Annotated in this window: 14 protein-coding genes; 8 read left to right on the top strand and 6 right to left on the bottom strand. The window is 70.3% G+C overall.

All coding sequences use genetic code 11. The annotated features are described in order from the left end of the window. Positions 1-132 (bottom strand): hypothetical protein, encoded by a 132-nt coding sequence (locus tag AW274_RS42605; protein ID WP_269750554.1) that lies wholly within the window; start codon positions 130-132, stop codon positions 1-3. Between the two features lie 53 nt (positions 133-185). Here AW274_RS42605 and AW274_RS10765 point away from each other — a divergent pair, with 53 nt between their 5' ends. From AW274_RS10765 to AW274_RS39060, 3 genes are all read left to right on the top strand, one after another. Next, a complete protein-coding gene (locus AW274_RS10765) occupies positions 186-965 on the top strand; it encodes a putative RNA methyltransferase (RefSeq protein ID WP_062430891.1) in 780 nt (259 codons plus the stop codon). 138 nt (positions 966-1,103) lie between these two features. Continuing rightward, positions 1,104-2,876, top strand: a complete 1,773-nt coding sequence (locus tag AW274_RS10760) for a S9 family peptidase (RefSeq protein WP_062430890.1) — start codon at positions 1,104-1,106, stop codon at positions 2,874-2,876. A gap of 77 nt (positions 2,877-2,953) precedes the next feature. Further along, complete coding sequence (locus tag AW274_RS39060; RefSeq protein ID WP_083973998.1) at positions 2,954-4,168, top strand: MFS transporter; 1,215 nt, start codon at positions 2,954-2,956, stop codon at positions 4,166-4,168. Here the strand turns inward: AW274_RS39060 and AW274_RS10755 are convergent. Further along, positions 4,055-5,593: a PP2C family protein-serine/threonine phosphatase gene (locus AW274_RS10755; RefSeq protein ID WP_232320065.1), complete on the bottom strand. Its 1,539-nt coding sequence runs from the start codon at positions 5,591-5,593 to the stop codon at positions 4,055-4,057. The two genes, AW274_RS39060 and AW274_RS10755, sit on opposite strands and share 114 nt — an antisense overlap. Before the next feature lie 102 nt (positions 5,594-5,695). Here AW274_RS10755 and AW274_RS10750 point away from each other — a divergent pair, with 102 nt between their 5' ends. After that, entirely contained in the window at positions 5,696-9,892 is a 4,197-nt protein-coding gene (locus AW274_RS10750) for a HAMP domain-containing protein (protein ID WP_062430889.1), read from the top strand. A gap of 3 nt (positions 9,893-9,895) precedes the next feature. After that, complete coding sequence (locus tag AW274_RS10745; protein WP_062341043.1) at positions 9,896-10,522, top strand: response regulator; 627 nt, start codon at positions 9,896-9,898, stop codon at positions 10,520-10,522. On the opposite strand, the gene AW274_RS10740 is transcribed toward AW274_RS10745, so the two are convergent. Together AW274_RS10740 and AW274_RS10735 are read right to left on the bottom strand one after the other, a co-directional pair. After that, positions 10,519-11,688: an NYN domain-containing protein gene (locus AW274_RS10740; RefSeq protein ID WP_062430888.1), complete on the bottom strand. Its 1,170-nt coding sequence runs from the start codon at positions 11,686-11,688 to the stop codon at positions 10,519-10,521. The two genes, AW274_RS10745 and AW274_RS10740, sit on opposite strands and share 4 nt — an antisense overlap. Before the next feature lie 120 nt (positions 11,689-11,808). Beyond that, complete coding sequence (locus AW274_RS10735) at positions 11,809-12,348, bottom strand: RNA polymerase sigma factor (RefSeq protein WP_232320064.1); 540 nt, start codon at positions 12,346-12,348, stop codon at positions 11,809-11,811. Between the two features lie 126 nt (positions 12,349-12,474). Here AW274_RS10735 and pyrE point away from each other — a divergent pair, with 126 nt between their 5' ends. After that, positions 12,475-13,011, top strand: a complete 537-nt coding sequence (pyrE, locus tag AW274_RS10730; protein WP_062430886.1) for an orotate phosphoribosyltransferase — start codon at positions 12,475-12,477, stop codon at positions 13,009-13,011. Here the strand turns inward: pyrE and AW274_RS10725 are convergent. Continuing rightward, positions 12,983-13,375, bottom strand: coding sequence for a hypothetical protein (locus tag AW274_RS10725; protein WP_232320063.1), 393 nt, complete (start codon positions 13,373-13,375; stop codon positions 12,983-12,985). The genes pyrE and AW274_RS10725 overlap by 29 nt on opposite strands. Before the next feature lie 121 nt (positions 13,376-13,496). After that, entirely contained in the window at positions 13,497-14,204 is a 708-nt protein-coding gene (locus tag AW274_RS10720; RefSeq protein WP_062431876.1) for a DedA family protein, read from the bottom strand. Positions 14,205-14,323: 119 nt separating this feature from the next. On the opposite strand from AW274_RS10720, the gene fbaA reads away from it, so the two are divergent. Then, a complete protein-coding gene (gene fbaA, locus AW274_RS10715) occupies positions 14,324-15,346 on the top strand; it encodes a class II fructose-bisphosphate aldolase (protein ID WP_062430884.1) in 1,023 nt (340 codons plus the stop codon). Positions 15,347-15,532: 186 nt separating this feature from the next. Beyond that, a complete protein-coding gene (locus AW274_RS10710) occupies positions 15,533-15,949 on the top strand; it encodes a DUF3151 domain-containing protein (protein ID WP_062430883.1) in 417 nt (138 codons plus the stop codon). The last annotated feature ends 56 nt before the right edge of the window (positions 15,950-16,005 follow it).

Here is a 16,005-nt window from a genome sequence, read left to right as displayed (position 1 = left end):
TCATCGCGCCGAATAATCGAAGTTCACGTCGGCGGCGTACACGGCGCGCTGGCACTTGGCGCAGCGGTAGACGATCGGGCCTTCGTCCAGAACGGTCCGACAACTCGGGCAGTTGCGTCTCTTCTTCGTCATACGGACAGTTCACCCCAGACCGGTTGCAGACGACTTGACGGGATACTGGTCGGATGCTTGGAGACGTCATCGACCTGCTGGTCTGCCCCGTCTGCCGCGACGACCTGGCCCTCGCGGAGGCCGCCGCCCGCTGCCCGCGCGGCCACTCCTTCGACGTCGCCCGGCAGGGTTACCTCAACCTGCTGAGCACCCCGGTGAAGGGCGACACCCCGGAGATGGTCTCGGCACGTGAGACGTTCCTCGCGAGCGGCGCCTTCGCCCCGATCGCCGAGACGGTGGCCGCGCATGCGAAGGGCGTCGTCGGCGACGCCGGCGCCGGGACCGGCTACTACCTGGCGCGGGCGGTCGGCGAGCGGGGCCTGGCCCTCGACGTCTCCAAGCACGCGCTGAAAAGGGCCGCGAAGGCCCACCCGAGGATCGGCGCGGTCGTCGCCGACGTGTGGAAACCGCTTCCGGTCCGCGATGCGGCGTTTGACACGCTTCTCAACGTGTTCGCCCCCAGGAACGCCCAGGAGTTTCACCGTGTCCTGAAACCAACGGGAACGCTGATAACGGTCACGCCGAACCCCGACCACCTGGCGCCGATCGTCGAGCGTTTCGGTCTGTTGTCGGTCGACGACGAAAAGGAACGGCGGCTGTCCGACACCCTCGGCGACCGCTTCGCACGCGACGTGACCGAGCCGGTGGCCGGCTGGCTCGACCTGACGGCGGCCGAGGTCATGTCGGTGATCGCGATGGGTCCGAGCGCCTGGCACGGACGCGCCGGCGGCGTGTCGGAAGGGGCCCGTGTGCGGATGTCGGTGCAGGTCACGGTGTGGCGTCCGAAAAGCTGAAAATGGTGCCCGCAGCACTAGTGACCAATGGGGTTTTTCACCGTAAATTCCCACCTGAGATCCCCTGTTTGTCGGCCATTCCGGGGGCTGACGGGACATACTTGACCGCGACCGACGGCGGACCCGGGAGGAAAGCCGATGAAGGCCGAGGAACGCTGGCAGACCAGGTTCCGTTCCCCGCGTATGACGCTGCCCACCTGGGCGCGTCAGGCCCCGCACCACGCGGTCTACCGCAGTAACGCCTCAGGCACCTGGGAGATCTACGCCTGGGACCGCGCCACCGGCCAGAGCCGCCAGGTGACCGACCGGCCCAACGGCACCGCCCACGGCGACATCGACCCGACCGGCCAGTGGATCTGGTGGTTCGCCGACACCGACGGCGACGAATACGGCGTCTGGATCCGCCAGCACTTCCACGGCGGCGCGGCCCGCCCGCTCGACATCTCCCCCGGCCACCCGGCCGGTCTCGCGCTGGCCGCCAACGGCACCGCCGCCATAGGGCGTTCGTGCCGGCTCGGCTTCCAGATCCTGCTGATGGGCGAGGACTCCGAGCCCACCGTGCTCTACCAGCACAAGGAGTCGGCCTCCGTGGCCGGCATCTCCCTCGACGGCTCCCTCATCGCCGTCGACCACAGCGAGCACGGCGACGCCCGCCACCCGGCCCTGCGTGTGGTGAAGAAGAACGGCTCGGTCGTCGGCGACCTCTACGACGGCCCCGGCAAGGGCGTGCGCGGCATCCGCTTCTCCCCCGTTTTGGGCGACCGCCGCCTGCTGGTCCTGCACGAGCGCAGGGGCCGCCACGAGCCGCTGGTCTGGGACCCGCTGACCGGCGAGCAGCGCGAGATCTACCTCCGCGACCCCGGCGAGGTCACCGCCGACTGGTACGACGACGGCCGCGCCCTGCTGATCGTCAACCACCACCGGGGCCGCACCCAGCTGTTCCGCTACGACCTCGTCGGCGGCGCGATGACCCCGATCGAGACGCCCCACGGCGTGATCGAGTCGGCCGCCACCCGCCCCGACGGCACGGTCGAGTACTCCTGGTCGAGCGCCGCCCACGCGCCCGTGATCCGGTCGAGTCACGGCCACGTGGTGATGAGCCCCGGCCCGACCGCGCCCCCGTCGGTCCCGGTCGAGGACGTCGACGTCGAGGGCCCCGGCGGCTGGATCCACGCGATGATCTCCCGCCCCACCGGCCAGGCGGCCCCCTACCCGACCGTGTTCCTGCTGCACGGCGGCCCGTCGGCGCAGGACAACGACTCGTTCCTGCCCCACGTGGCGGCCTGGGTCGACAGCGGCTTCGCGGTCGTCCGGGTCAACTACCGGGGCTCGATCGGCTACGGCTCGGCCTGGCGCGACGCCCTCCACGGCGAGATCGGCCACATCGAGCTGGCCGACGTGTCGGCGGTGCGCGACTGGGTGGTCAACCGGGGCATCGCCGACCCCGACCGGCTGATCCTGGCGGGCGGCTCGTGGGGCGGCTACCTGACCCTGCTCGGCCTCGGCACCCAGCCCAAGGTGTGGAGCGCCGGCATCGCGGCGGTCCCGATCGCCGACCACCGCGCGGCCTACGAGGACGAGTCGGAGGGCCTGCGCTCCCTCCACCGCGCCCTGCTCGGCGGCTCCCCCGAGGAGGTCCCGGAACGTTACGCGGCCTCCTCCCCGATCACCTACGCCGACATGGTCGAGGCCCCGCTGCTGATCCTCGCGGGCGAGAACGACCCCCGCTGCCCGATCAGGCAGATCGAGAGCTTCATCGAGGCGGTGCCCGGCCCGTGCCAGGTCTACCGCTACGACGCGGGCCACGCCTCCCTGGTCGTCGAGGAGCGCATCCGCCAGATGCGCACCCAGATCGAGTTCGCCACCCGCGTCATGGACGGCAGGAAACAACCGGCGACCCCCGGCCTCTGAGCCTTCGGAACAGCGCGCGAGGAAATCCGGGCGCAGCGGGTGAAATAGCCGCATATGCCCGCGACGCTGTTCCGCTCATGCACATCGCTCTTCTCGCCCTGGCGATCAGCGCGTTCGGGATCGGGGTCTCCGAGTTCGTGATCATGGGCCTGCTGCCCGTGGTCGCGGCCGACCTGGACACCTCCGTGCCCGTCGCCGGGAACCTCGTCGCCGCCTACGCCATCGGCGTGGTGGTGGGCGCGCCCCTGCTCGCCGCCGCGGGCGTGCGGCTGTCGCGCAAGCGGCTGCTCATGGCCCTGATGGCGTTCTTCGTGGTGGGCAACCTGCTCTCGGCGCTCGCGCCGGGCTTCGGGTGGCTGGTCGCCGGGCGGTTCGTCGCCGGGTTGCCGCACGGCGCGTTCTTCGGCGTCGCCTCGGTCGTGGCCGCGCGGCTCGCCCGCAAGGGCCGCGAGGGCCGGGCGGTGGCGAGCATCCTGCTCGGCCTGACCCTGGCGAACATCGTCGGCGTGCCCGGCGCGACGCTGCTCGGGCAGCATCTCGGCTGGCGGGTCACCTTCCTGGTCGTCACCGCCATCGGGCTGCTCGCGCTGGTCGCGCTGGTGCTCCTGATTCCGTACACGCCGCCCGAACCGCACCAGAGCCTGCGGCGTGAGCTGCGGGCCTTCCGGAACCGCAAGGTCCTGCTCTTCCTCGGCACCGCGATCTTCGGCTTCGGCGGGGTCTTCGCCTCCTACGCCTATCTGGCGTCGATCACCACCGAGGTCATGGGCCTGCCCGAGAGCTCGGTCATGTGGATCCTGGCCCTGGCCGGCGTCGGCATGACCATCGGCGTGGCCGCCGCCGGGCCGCTGACCGACCTGGCCGCCCGCCCGACCGCCTACGCGAGCCTCGCCGGGCTGGCCGCCGTCTTGGTGATCTTCGCGGTCTGGCCCGCGCCGGTGATGGTGGTCGTGATCCTCGCCGTCGGGTTCCTGATGACCGCGCCGCTCCAGACCATGGTCATCCGGTACGCCGACGACGCCCCCACCCTGGCCGCCGCGTCGAACCACTCGGCCTTCAACCTCGCCAACGCGGGCGGGGTTTACCTCGGCGGCCTGGCCATCGCGGCGGGCTGGGGCTGGATGTCCTCGGCCCTGGTGGGCGCGGCCCTGGCCGTGGTCGGCCTGGGGGTGATGCTGCTAGAGCGGCTCGACCGGCGCCCGGAGCACGAGGATGGCCAGGTCGTCGGCGCTGGGCTCGGGCGCGAAGTCCTGGACGGCGCGCCTGATGCGCTCGGCGACCGCGCGGGCTGACAGGTCGACGCACTCGGCCAGCAGCTTGGCCAGCCCGCTCTCGTCGTCGAGCAGGCGCGACCCCTGCCGCCGCTCGGTCACCCCGTCGGTCACCCCCAGGAGCACGTCTCCCGGCTCCAGGTGGATCGAGTCGGCCTCGAACTCGACCTCGGGGAACACTCCCAGCAGCGACTGCGGCGAGCCGACCACGTCGACGACCCCGCTGGGCCGCAGCCGCAGCGCCTCGGGGTGGCCGGCCGACACCAGCCGCATGTCGAGGCCGTCGGCGGCGATGGTGATCTCGCCGTGCAGCAGGGTCAGGAACCGGGCCCGTTCGCCCTCTTCGAGGATCGCCTGGTTCAGCCGCTCGACCACGGCCGCGACGCCGTAGCCCTCGCGGGCCAGCAGCCGGATGGTGTGCCGGGCCAGGCCGGTCACGGCGGCGGCGACGGGGCCGGTGCCGCAGACGTCGCCGATGGCGAAGCGCCAGACGCCGTCGCCGATCGGGAACAGGTCGTAGAAGTCGCCGCCGACCTCGTTGGTCTCGCCCGCCGGTTCGTAGATCACATAGGAGTCGAGGCCGGGGGTGCGGGGCTCCTCGGGCGGCAGCAGGCTGCGTTGGAGCGCCCGGTTGGCCGCCGCCTGCTGGGCGTAGAGGCGGGCGTTGTCGAGCGCCAGCGCGGCCCGCCGGGCCAGGTCTTCGGCCAGTTGCAGGCTCTCGTCGGGGAACCGGTCGCGGCGCCCCAGGCACATCACGCCCAGCCGCCGCCCTCGCGCGGTCAGCGGGAACCCGAGGGCCTGGGTGCCGTCGACGCTGAGCACGGCCGGCCCGTCGGCCGACGGCAGCACCACGTCGGCCAGCCGCGCCCGCAGCGCGTCGCTCTGGGCCTCGTCGGCGTGCCAGAGATAGTCGAGCCGCAGCGGCCCGGTGCCCTGGTCGGCCGTGTAGACCGCGCACCAGGAGGCCAGCCGGGGCACCACCATCTGGGCGATGATCGCCGGCACCATGCCGGGGTCGAGCGTGCCGGCGAGCAGGTCGCTCGCGTCGGCCAGGAACCCCAGCCAGCCGGGGCTGGGCGTGGGTTCGGTCCAGGCCTCCTCCTCTGGTACGCCGCCACCCCCCGGCAGGTCGAGCCGCGCCCAGCGGACCCGGGAGTTGCCGGAGAACGAGACCCCCCAGTCGGCCGCGTCGAGCGGCGGACCGTAGTCATGACCGCGCTCGATGACCTCAAGCTGGATAGAGTCGCCTTGGTGGAGCCATCTCACCTCGAACGACTCGCCGGAGACCCCTTCGACGAGCGCCCTGGTGAGCCGCTCGGCCTCGGCGCCGACGGGCATGGCGGCCCACGCGGTCATCACCTCTTGGGTGAACCGCTTCGCCGCTGGAACGGCCGTCTCACCCGTCGTGAACGACGCCGCGAGCACGGCACGTGGAGAATTCGCCACTGCACACGTGCTTACCACAATTCGCTCTGACGCGCGGTCAATCAACGGCCGGTAGAGCTACCACGGAACGTGACAGACTGGGCAGACACGTAAGGAGGCCCCATGACGCGTGCGGACGTCGAACCGGCCCGGACCGAACGCAGCTACACCGAGTCTGATCTGAAGCCGCTCCTGGACACGCTGACCGTGTGGCGAGACGGAGACTTCCGCCGGAGAGTCCCGCACGCCCCGCCCGGCATCCTGAGCGAGATCAGGCTGCTGCTCAACGAGGTGGCCGACCGCCGGGAACACCTGGCCAACGAGCTGGCCCGGGTCCGCCGCGAGGTGATCAAGGAGGGCCGCTTCGGCGAGCGCCTGACCCCCGGGCCCGGCGTGGGCTCCTGGGCCGAGAGCGTTGAATCGGTGAACGGGCTGATCGACGCCCTGGTCACGCCGGTGACCGGCGCCGCCGACGTGATCGACGCCGTGGCCAAGGGCGACCTGTCGCAGCGCATCGACCTCGACCGGGCCGCCCGGGGCGAGGTGCGCCGCCTGGGCAAGGCGATCAACGGCATGGTCGACCAGCTGGCCCTGTTCACCGGCGAGGTGACCCGGGTGGCCCGCGAGGTCGGCACCGAGGGCAAACTCGGCGGCCGGGCCAACCTGCGCGGCATGTCGGGCAGCTGGCGCGATCTGACCGAGGCCGTGAACACGATGTCCAGCCGCGTCTCCGCACAGGTGCGCGACATCGGTGAGGTCACCACGGCCGTCGCCAACGGCGACCTGTCACGCAAGGTGACCGTCGACGCCGTCGGCGAGATGTTCGAGCTCAAGATCACTGTCAACACGATGGTGGACCAGCTTTCCGCCTTCGCCGAAGAGGTGACCCGCGTGGCCCGCGAGGTCGGCACCGAGGGCAAGCTCGGCGGCCAGGCCCAGGTGCGCGGCGTGTCGGGGGTCTGGAAGGACCTCACCGACAACGTCAACTTCATGGCCAACAACCTGACCAGCCAGGTCCGCCAGATCGCCGCCGTCTCCACCGCCGTCGCCCAGGGCAACCTCACCAAGAAGATCACGGTCGACGCCCAGGGCGAGATCCTGGAGCTGAAGGAGACCCTCAACACGATGGTCGACCAGCTCTCGGGCTTCGCCGACGAGGTCACCCGCGTGGCCCGCGAGGTCGGCACCGAGGGCCGCTTGGGCGGCCGCGCCGAGGTGAAGGGCGTGTCGGGGGTCTGGAAGGACCTCACCGACAACGTCAACTCGATGGCCAAGAACCTGACCTACCAGGTCCGCAACATCGCCCAGGTCACCACGGCCGTCGCGGGCGGCGACCTGACCCGCAAGATCGACGTCGACGCCCAGGGCGAGATCCTCGAACTCAAGTCGACCATGAACACGATGGTCGACCAGCTCTCGTCGTTCGCGGCCGAGGTCACCCGCGTCGCCCGCGAGGTCGGCACCGAGGGCCGGCTGGGCGGCCAGGCGCAGGTGCGCGGCGTGTCGGGCGTCTGGAAGGACCTCACCGACAACGTCAACTTCATGGCCAACAACCTGACCAGCCAGGTCCGCCAGATCGCCGCCGTCTCCACCGCCGTCGCCCAGGGCAACCTGACCAAGAAGATCACCGTGGACGCCCAGGGCGAGATCCTGGAGCTCAAGGACACGATGAACACGATGGTCGACCAGCTCTCGTCGTTCGCCGACGAGGTCACCCGCGTCGGCCGCGAGGTCGGTACCGAGGGCAAGCTGGGCGGCCAGGCCCGCGTACCGGGCGTGTCGGGGGTCTGGAAGGACCTCACCGACAACATCAACTCGATGGCGACCAACCTGACCTACCAGGTCCGCAACATCGGCGAGGTGACGACGGCGGTCGCCGGCGGCGACCTGACCCGCAAGATCGACGTCGACGCCCAGGGCGAGATGCTGGTCATGAAGACCACGATCAACACGATGGTCGACCAGCTCAGCTCGTTCGCCTCCGAGGTGACCCGAGTCGCCCGCGAGGTGGGCTCCGAGGGCCAGCTGGGCGGTCAGGCGCGCGTCGAGGGCGTCGAGGGCTCCTGGAAGCGGCTCACCGAGAACGTCAACGAGCTGGCCGGGAACCTGACCACGCAGGTGCGCGCCATCGCCGAGGTGACCAGCGCGGTCGCCCGGGGCGACCTGACCCGGTCGATCACCGTCGAGGCGCCGGGCGAGCTGGCGCAGCTGAAGGACAACATCAACACGATGGTGTCCAACCTCCGCGACACCACCAACGCCAACCAGCAGCAAGACTGGCTGAAGTCGAACCTGGCCCGGATCTCCCGCCTGATGCAGGGCCACCGCGACATGATCGAGGTCGCCCGCCTGATCATGAGCGAGCTGACCCCGCTCGTGTCGGCCAGCTACGGCGCCTGCTACCTGGTCGTCGACGGCGAGCTGACGCTGATCGCCGGTTACGGCATCCAGCCCGGCCGCAGCCCCCGGCAGCGCTTCGCCCTCGGCGAGGGCATCGTCGGGCAGGCCGCCCTGGAGGCCAAGCAGATCATCATCCACCAGGTGCCGCCCAACTCGTTCACCATCGACACGGCGCTGACCTCGTCGCGGCCGGCCCAGATCGTGGTGGTGCCGATCCTGTTCGAGAGCCACGTGCTGGGCGTGCTGGAGATGGCCTCGTTCGCCAGGTTCTCCGACGTGCACCTCGACCTGCTGACCCAGCTCGTGGAGTCGATCGGGGTCACGATCAACACGATCATCGCGAACTCGCGTACAGAGGATCTGCTGAAGGAGAGCCAGCGGCTCGCGACCGAGCTCCAGGAGCGGTCCGACGAGCTCCAGCGGCAGCAGGAGGAGCTGCGGCGCTCCAACGCCGAGCTGGAGGACAAGGCGGCGCTGCTGGCCAAGCAGAACCGTGCGATCGAGATCCAGAACTTCCAGATCGAGCAGGCCCGCCGCACGCTGGAGGAGCGCGCCGAGCAGCTGGCCGTCTCCAGCCGCTACAAGAGCGAGTTCCTGGCGAACATGTCCCACGAGCTGCGCACCCCGCTGAACAGCCTGCTCGTGCTGGCCAAGCTGCTGACCGAGAACTCCGAGGGCAACCTGACCGACCAGCAGGTCGAGTTCGCCAAGACCATCCACGGCGCGGGTTCGGCCCTGCTCCAGCTGATCAACGACATCCTCGACCTGTCGAAGGTCGAGGCCGGCCGGATGGACATCCACCCGGCCGAGTTGTCGCTGCCGAAGCTCTACGACTACGTCGACGCCGCCTTCGCCCCGCTGGCCCAGGACAAGGGCCTGTCGTTCGCGATCGACGTCGACGACGCGGTGCCGACCGAGATGCGCACCGACGAGCAGCGCCTCCAGCAGGTGCTGCGCAACCTGCTCTCCAACGCGGTCAAGTTCACCCCGCGCGGCGAGGTGCGGCTGCGGGTCGGCCCGGCGGGCGACGTCGCCTTCGTCGACGAGACCCTGCAGACCAGCGACAACATCCTGGCCTTCTCGGTCGTCGACACCGGCATCGGCATCGCCCCCGACAAGCTCGACGTGATCTTCGAGGCGTTCCGCCAGGCCGACGGCACCACCAGCCGCAAGTACGGCGGCACCGGCCTCGGCCTGTCGATCTGCCGCGACATCGCCCGCCTGCTCGGCGGCGAGATCCACGTCGACAGCGAACCGGGCCACGGCAGCGCCTTCACGCTCTACCTGCCCACCACCTACGCGGGCCCCCTGTCGGCCCGCGACGGCGGCGCGGCCACCTCCCTGGCGGGCGTCGAACGCCCCGAGCAGACGCTCCAGGTGACCACCGACGAGGTGCTCCCGGAGCTGCCGCTCCCGGCCAGCCTGCCCGCGGCCCGGCCGGCCGAAGACGTCAACGGCCGCGACTGGGTCGGCGACGACCCGCTGACCGGCGCCAAGATCCTCATCGTCGACGACGACATCCGCAACGTCTTCGCGCTGACGAGCGTCCTGGAGCGCCACGGCACGACCGTGGTCTACGGCGAGAACGGCCGCGAGGGCATCGAGCAGCTCGAACGCAACGAAGACGTCGCTCTGGTCTTGATGGACATCATGATGCCCGAGATGGACGGTTGGGCCACCACGTCCGCGATCAGAAGGATGCCCCAGTTCGCCGACCTCCCGATCATCGCGCTGACCGCTAAGGTCATGCGGGGCGACCGCGAGAAGAGCATCGCGTCGGGCGCCTCCGACTACGTGCCCAAGCCGGTCGACGTCGACCGTCTTCTCGAACGTCTGCGCGGCTGGCTCATGCGAGGGCGTGTATCGGGTAGTTCTGGTCGGGCAGACTCGGATGTGACGGATTCCACTGAAGGTGCGTGATCGATGCCAGACCGGGCGAAGATCCTCATGGTCGACGACCGCGAGGAGAACCTCATCGCACTCGAGGCCATCCTCAGCTCCCTCGACCTGACCCCCGTGCGCGCCCGCTCCGGGGAAGAGGCCCTCAAAGCCCTGCTCAGCACCGAGTTCGCGTTGATCCTCCTCGACGTCCGCATGCCCGGCATGGACGGCTTCGAGACGGCCGCCCACATCAAGCGCCGCGAACGCACGAGGAACATCCCGATCATCTTCCTGACGGTCGTCGACAGCGCCCCCGACTACGCCTTCCGCGGCTACCAGGCGGGCGCGGTCGACTACCTGACCAAGCCTTTCGACCCGTGGGTGCTCCGGGCCAAGGTGGCGGTCTTCGTCGAGCTCTACAACATGAACCGCCGCCTGACCGAGCAGGCGACGCTGCTGCGCGAACGCCTCGCCACCGAGCTGCCCGGCAACGGCGACCAGCCCGCTGTTCTGCCGGAGCTCTCCCGCCGTCTCACCGCGGTCGAGGAAGAACTGGGCCGCGTACGCGACCTCGCGCGCAAGAACGGCGACTCACCCCTGAGCGGCCCCCTGTCCGACCTGGGGCAGCGCATCGCCAACCTGAGGGCTGGCTTCGACGCCCTGAGCTAGCGGCGGGCGCGTTCGAGCGCGTCCCAGAAGCCGCGCCGCAGGGCGTGGCGCACCTCGTCGTGGAGCAGGAAGTCGATCGGGAGCGACGAGCCCTGGAGGAGCCGCGCCTCCAGGTCGGAGGGCATGCGGGGCTTGCGGGCCAGCACCGCCTCCAGCCACAACGCGGGCGCGTCACGCGCTATCGAGTCGCCGAAGTCGTGGCCTTCTTTGTGGGCCGCCTTGACCGCGTCGGCCAGGGTGGTCGTCGCGCCGCTGTGGGCGGCGACCGGGGCGGCCTGGGGGCCCGTGTAGGGGCCGAGCTGGGCGGCGGGGAAGCCGCCCGTGCTGGTGTCGCGGTAGCCGCTGTCTCTGCTGCCGTGGGAGCCCTGATATTGCGGCTGCGGCTGGGGCGGCGCGGCCGGAGGCGGCGGGGCGGGCTGCGGCGGCGGCTCGGGGTTGGGGTTGTAGGTGTAGGTCGGCGTCGGCTGCCTGGGCGGCGGGGCCGCGTGGGAGCCCTTCGACTGCGGCTGGGCCATCGGCGGCGGCGGAGCGGGCGCGGGGGCCGGGGCGGGGGGCGGCAGGGCCGCCTGGGCGCCGTTGAGGGCCGGGAGGGCGCCGGTGGTGCGGGTGCCGTTCTGGGCGGCTTCGGCGCCGGTCGACAGGGCCACGAAGGGGCGCAGGTGGCCGCCGCTCATCTCGACCAGGTCGTCGCACTCCTGGCGGAGGGTGCGCGAGGCGGCCCAGTTGCCGTCGGCGGCGATGGAGATCACGGTGACCCGGACGCCGAGGTCCTGCGCGTCGCTGACCACCTGGGCCAGGTCTTCGTCGCCGCTGACCACGACCGCGTCGCAGACGGCGTTGTTGCGGGCCAGGGTCATCAGGTCGCGGTGGACCTGGGCGTCGACGCCCTCGCGGCGGCCCGGCCGGATGCGGGCCAGGCGGAGCTTGAGGCCGGGGATGTCGGCCAGCACGTCGTGTTCGGGGGTGCGCCGGCCCTCGACCGTGGCCTCGTACCAGTAGCAGCGCAGCAGCGGCAGGCCGGTGCGCTCGCGGGCGAGGTTGGTCAGCAGTTGGAGCAGGCCGGGATAGTCCCAGGTGACGGCCTCACGGTGGCGGGTCCCGTGAACGGCCATCGCCCCATCGGCCAGCAGATAACCGGCGTCGACGAAGAGCGCGCAGCGATCCACGCGACACCGCCTTCCTTAACGTGGCCATCTCAGGGTAATCGGGTGGCTGATGGCGCGAGGATGAATCCCGCCGATTCTCTCCTCCGCGACCGTACCAGTTTGTCCCGTTATTGCCTCCTGTCACGTGCGCAGGTAGGCGTCTCGCAGACCCCTTCTGGCCCGGTAGGCGAGCGCCGCCACGCCGTTGGCCGTCAGCCCCATGAGCGGGGCGATCTCGGCCGCCTGATGGTCTTCGACGGCGGTGTGCCACAGGACCATGCGCCACCTTTCCGGCAGCGACCGGAACGCGCGGGCGACGTCGGCCCGCTCGCAGCGCGCCAGCGCCGGATCGACGAAGGGCTCGCCGGGGTCGTACCGCTCGATCTCGTGGGTCGGGACGTCGCGGCGGTCGGCGCGGTCGTAGACGGCGCGGCGGACGGCGACGAGGAGATAGGGGCGGAACTCCCCCCTCGGGCCGCCGCCCCGGCGGATCAGGTCGAGGATGCGGGTGAAGGTCTCGGCGACGATGTCGTCGGCGTCGTCGATCGCCCCGTGGCGGAGCAGGTGGCGCGCGACGGCGCGGGCGGCGGGGCGGTGGCGTTCGTAGAGGGCGCCGTAGGCGGCGGAGTCGCCGGCCCGGAGGGCGTCGAGCAATTGCGCGTCGCTTTGCCCGATTTGCACACTCAATGTTACCTCTCGATTACCTGGGGTTGACCGCCTGATGATTCCGCGTCCAGGGCGTCTCCTAACACGACTGAGCCGAGTCAGGAAAACTGACTTACCCAGAGGGTCAATACGCTGGGCCCCATGACTGACCGAGAGCTTCTGCTGGACGAGATCAAGAACAAGGCCGTCGTGCACGGCCGGGTGACCCTTTCCTCGGGCAAGGAGGCCGACTACTACGTCGACCTGCGCCGCGTGACCCTCGACGGCACGGCGGCGCCGCTGGTGGGCCGGGTGATGCTCGACCTGACCCGCGACCTCGGCTTCGACGCGGTCGGCGGGCTGACCCTGGGCGCCGACCCGGTGGCGACCGCGATGGTGCACGCCGCCGCCGCGCGGGGCGAGCGCCTCGACGCCTTCGTGGTGCGCAAGGAGGGCAAGGCCCACGGCCTCCAGCGCCGCATCGAGGGCCCCGAGGTGGCCGGACGCCGGGTGCTGGCCGTGGAGGACACCACCACGACCGGGGGGTCGGTGCTGACCGCCGTACAGGCGTTGAACGAGGCGGGGGCGGTGGTCGTCGGCATCGCGACGATCGTGCACCGGGGTGGCGACGAGAACCTGGCGGCGGCCGGGGTGCCCTACCGGTCGGCGTTCAGCTTGGCTGACCTTGGCCTCGGGTGACGGTGAAGGAGGCGGGCTCCCCGGCTTGCACCGGGGGGCGCGGCTTCCCGTTCTCCCAGATCTTCACGAGTGAGGCGTCGTCGAGCACGACGTCGAGTTTGCCGTCGAAGTAGGCGACCTGCTCCCCCTTGGAGAGCTGCCCGTTGATCAGCACGTCGCCGCCCGGGATCCGGACGAAGACCGGGCAGTGGTCGGCCTGGCAGGTGATCTGGAGGGTCGCGGGGGCGGTCCGGGCGGCCTGGGCGGAGGCGGCCGGGGGGACCGGGGTGTCGGGGGCCTCGATGGGGTCGGTGGCGGTGAGCAACCCTACGACCCCCACCACGATCAACGACAGCAGTGCGCCCACCGCGAGCACGATGAGCACGATCCGAGCGATCCCCAACGGATCGGACCTATGTCGTCCCACTCTTCTGACGGTAACCGGTTAGGAAGACCGAGCTGTCCCAAAAAGTAAGATTATTACGATCGGCTATCGGCCGGAGGTGTCAGGCCGTCTCGCGGTGGTGCTTGCCCTTGGGGCCGGGCGGCGGCGGCACCGGGAGCCCCAGAGCGGCGGCCTTGGCCGCCTTACGGTTCTTCATGACCTCGCGGATGATCGGGATCACCGACAGCAGGATGATCACCGCCGCGCCGGGCAGGATGTAGCGGTCGACGTTGGGCACCAGCTTGCCGACGTAGTAGCCGAACAGCAGCAGGCCGTCGGTCCACAGGACGCCGCCGACGATGTTCCAGATCAGGAACCGGCGCGGCTTCATGCCGAGCATGCCGGCGACCGGGTTCAGGAAGGTCCGGACGATCGGGATGAACCGGGCCAGCACGACGGCCTTCTCCGGGCCGAACTTCTCGAAGTAGTACTGCGCCTTCTCGACGTACTCCTGCTTGAACAGGCGCGAGTCGGGCCGGGCGAACAGGCGGGGACCCGCCTTCGCGCCGATGTAGTGGCCCAGTTGCGCGCCCGCGATGGCGCAGACCGGCGCGCCGACGAGCAGGACCGGCAGCGGGAACGGCGTGTCGAGCCCGACCGCCGAGGCCACCTCGGCCGACGCGCCCATGCCGGCGACCACCAGCAGCGAGTCGCCGGGCAGGAAGAAGCCGATCAGAAGCCCGGTCTCGGCGAAGATGATGGTGAGAATGCCGATGAGCCCGAAGGTGACGATCCACCATTCGGCGCTGAGAAGATTCGTGACGTCCATCGCGAGAAGAGCGTACCCCGGCATGATGAAGACCGGCGGCAACCCGGGGCGCTTCACACATCCGGGCACGCTTCGGAATACTGGTCTACACCAATCCCCATCATTGGAGCTGACTTTCGATGCCTATCGCAACCCCAGAGGTCTACGCCGAGATGCTCGACCGGGCCAAGGCCGGCGGGTTCGCCTACCCGGCGATCAACGTGACGTCGTCGCAGACGCTGAACGCTGCGCTGCGCGGCTTCGCCGAGGCGGAGAGCGACGGCATCATCCAGGTCTCCACCGGCGGCGCCGAGTTCGCCTCCGGCACCACCGTCAAGGACATGGTGATCGGCGCCACCGCCCTTGCCGAGTACGCCCGCGTGGTGGCCGCGAAGTACAACGTGACCGTGGCCCTGCACACCGACCACTGCCCGGCTGACAAGCTCGACGGGTTCATGCGCCCGCTGATCGAGATCTCGCGCGAGCGGGTCGCCCGCGGCCAGGAGCCGCTGTTCCAGTCGCACATGTGGGACGGCTCGGCCGTGCCCATGAAGGAGAACCTCGACATCGCCTCCGAGCTCATCGACAAGTGCGCCGAGGCGCGCGTCGTCATGGAGATGGAGATCGGCGTCGTCGGCGGCGAGGAGGACGGCGTCTCCCACGAGATCAACGACAAGCTCTACACGACCCCCGAAGACGCCATCGCCACCGCCGAGGCCGTCGGCCTGGGCGAGCGCGGCCGCTACCTGCTCGCCGCCACCTTCGGCAACGTCCACGGCGTCTACAAGCCCGGCGCGGTCAAGCTGCGCCCGTCGGTGCTGAAGGACCTCCAGGACGCCGTCGGCGCCAAGTACGGCAAGGACAAGCCGTTCGACCTGGTCTTCCACGGCGGCTCGGGCTCGCTGCTCGAGGAGATCCACGAGGCGATCTCGTACGGCGTCATCAAGATGAACATCGACACCGACACCCAGTACGCCTTCACCCGCCCGGTCGCCGACCACTTCTTCAAGAACTACGACGGCGTGCTGAAGGTCGACGGCGAGGTCGGCAACAAGAAGGCCTACGACCCGCGCGCCTACGGCAAGCTGGCCGAGGCCGGCATGGCCAAGCGCATCGTCGAGGCCTGCCAGCACCTCAAGTCGGCCGGCACGAAGCTGAGCTAAGCGAGACGCGGACGGCCGAAGGCCGGCCGTGGCTCGCGCTCGGAACCTGCCTCGGAGAACACACCCACGTGCGAAGGCCCGGATCGCGGAGATTCGGGCCTTTGGCATAGGCGGGAGTAAATGATTACGGTTTGCCGCTACTGGTAAGACAGTGTTCAAAGACCGATCACGAGAACGGGAGCCGCTGTGGAAACGCACGAGAACCTGCTGGCCGGCCCACCCCCCACGCAGCTTCCCGACAACGCCGAGGCGCGCAAGATGATGGAGAGCGGGATCAAGGCGGCCGACGTCGCGGCCCGGTTCCCCACCTACTCCGCGGCCTGGGCCACCCTGGCCGACGACTACTTCGCGGCGGGGCACGCCATCACGTCGTACGCCTTCGCCCGCACCGGCTACCACCGGGGCCTCGACCAGTTGCGCCGTGCCGGGTGGAAGGGCCATGGCCCGATCCCCTGGGACCACGCGCCCAACCGGGGGTTCCTGCGCTGCCTCAACGCCCTGGCCCGCGCGGCCAACGCGATCGGTGAGAAGGACGAGGCCGAACGGTGCCAGCAGTTCCTGCGTGACTCGTCCCCAGAAGCGGCCGACGCGCTGTCGAACTGACCGGAGATCCCTTTTTTCCGGCAGCTCAGGTAGTCTCGGTTTGCAAGAGCCCCTGT

Source organism: Herbidospora daliensis, assembly GCF_001570585.1.
GTDB lineage: Bacteria > Actinomycetota > Actinomycetes > Streptosporangiales > Streptosporangiaceae > Herbidospora > Herbidospora daliensis.
The sequence above is the reverse complement of the archived record's forward strand: the minus strand, read 5'-3'. Positions and strand labels throughout refer to the sequence as shown.

What these genes read in the sequence shown, in the direction of transcription:
- AW274_RS42605 (WP_269750554.1), bottom strand. Translation starts at nt 132, where the DNA reads ATGACGAAGAAGAGACGCAACTGCCCGAGTTGTCGGACCGTTCTGGAC.
- AW274_RS10720 (WP_062431876.1), bottom strand. Translation starts at nt 14,204, where the DNA reads ATGGACGTCACGAATCTTCTCAGCGCCGAATGGTGGATCGTCACCTTC.
- AW274_RS10760 (WP_062430890.1), top strand. Translation starts at nt 1,104, where the DNA reads ATGAAGGCCGAGGAACGCTGGCAGACCAGGTTCCGTTCCCCGCGTATG.
- AW274_RS10765 (WP_062430891.1), top strand. Translation starts at nt 186, where the DNA reads ATGCTTGGAGACGTCATCGACCTGCTGGTCTGCCCCGTCTGCCGCGAC.
- AW274_RS10750 (WP_062430889.1), top strand. Translation starts at nt 5,696, where the DNA reads ATGACGCGTGCGGACGTCGAACCGGCCCGGACCGAACGCAGCTACACC.
- AW274_RS39060 (WP_083973998.1), top strand. Translation starts at nt 2,954, where the DNA reads ATGCACATCGCTCTTCTCGCCCTGGCGATCAGCGCGTTCGGGATCGGG.
- AW274_RS10745 (WP_062341043.1), top strand. Translation starts at nt 9,896, where the DNA reads ATGCCAGACCGGGCGAAGATCCTCATGGTCGACGACCGCGAGGAGAAC.
- pyrE (WP_062430886.1), top strand. Translation starts at nt 12,475, where the DNA reads ATGACTGACCGAGAGCTTCTGCTGGACGAGATCAAGAACAAGGCCGTC.
- fbaA (WP_062430884.1), top strand. Translation starts at nt 14,324, where the DNA reads ATGCCTATCGCAACCCCAGAGGTCTACGCCGAGATGCTCGACCGGGCC.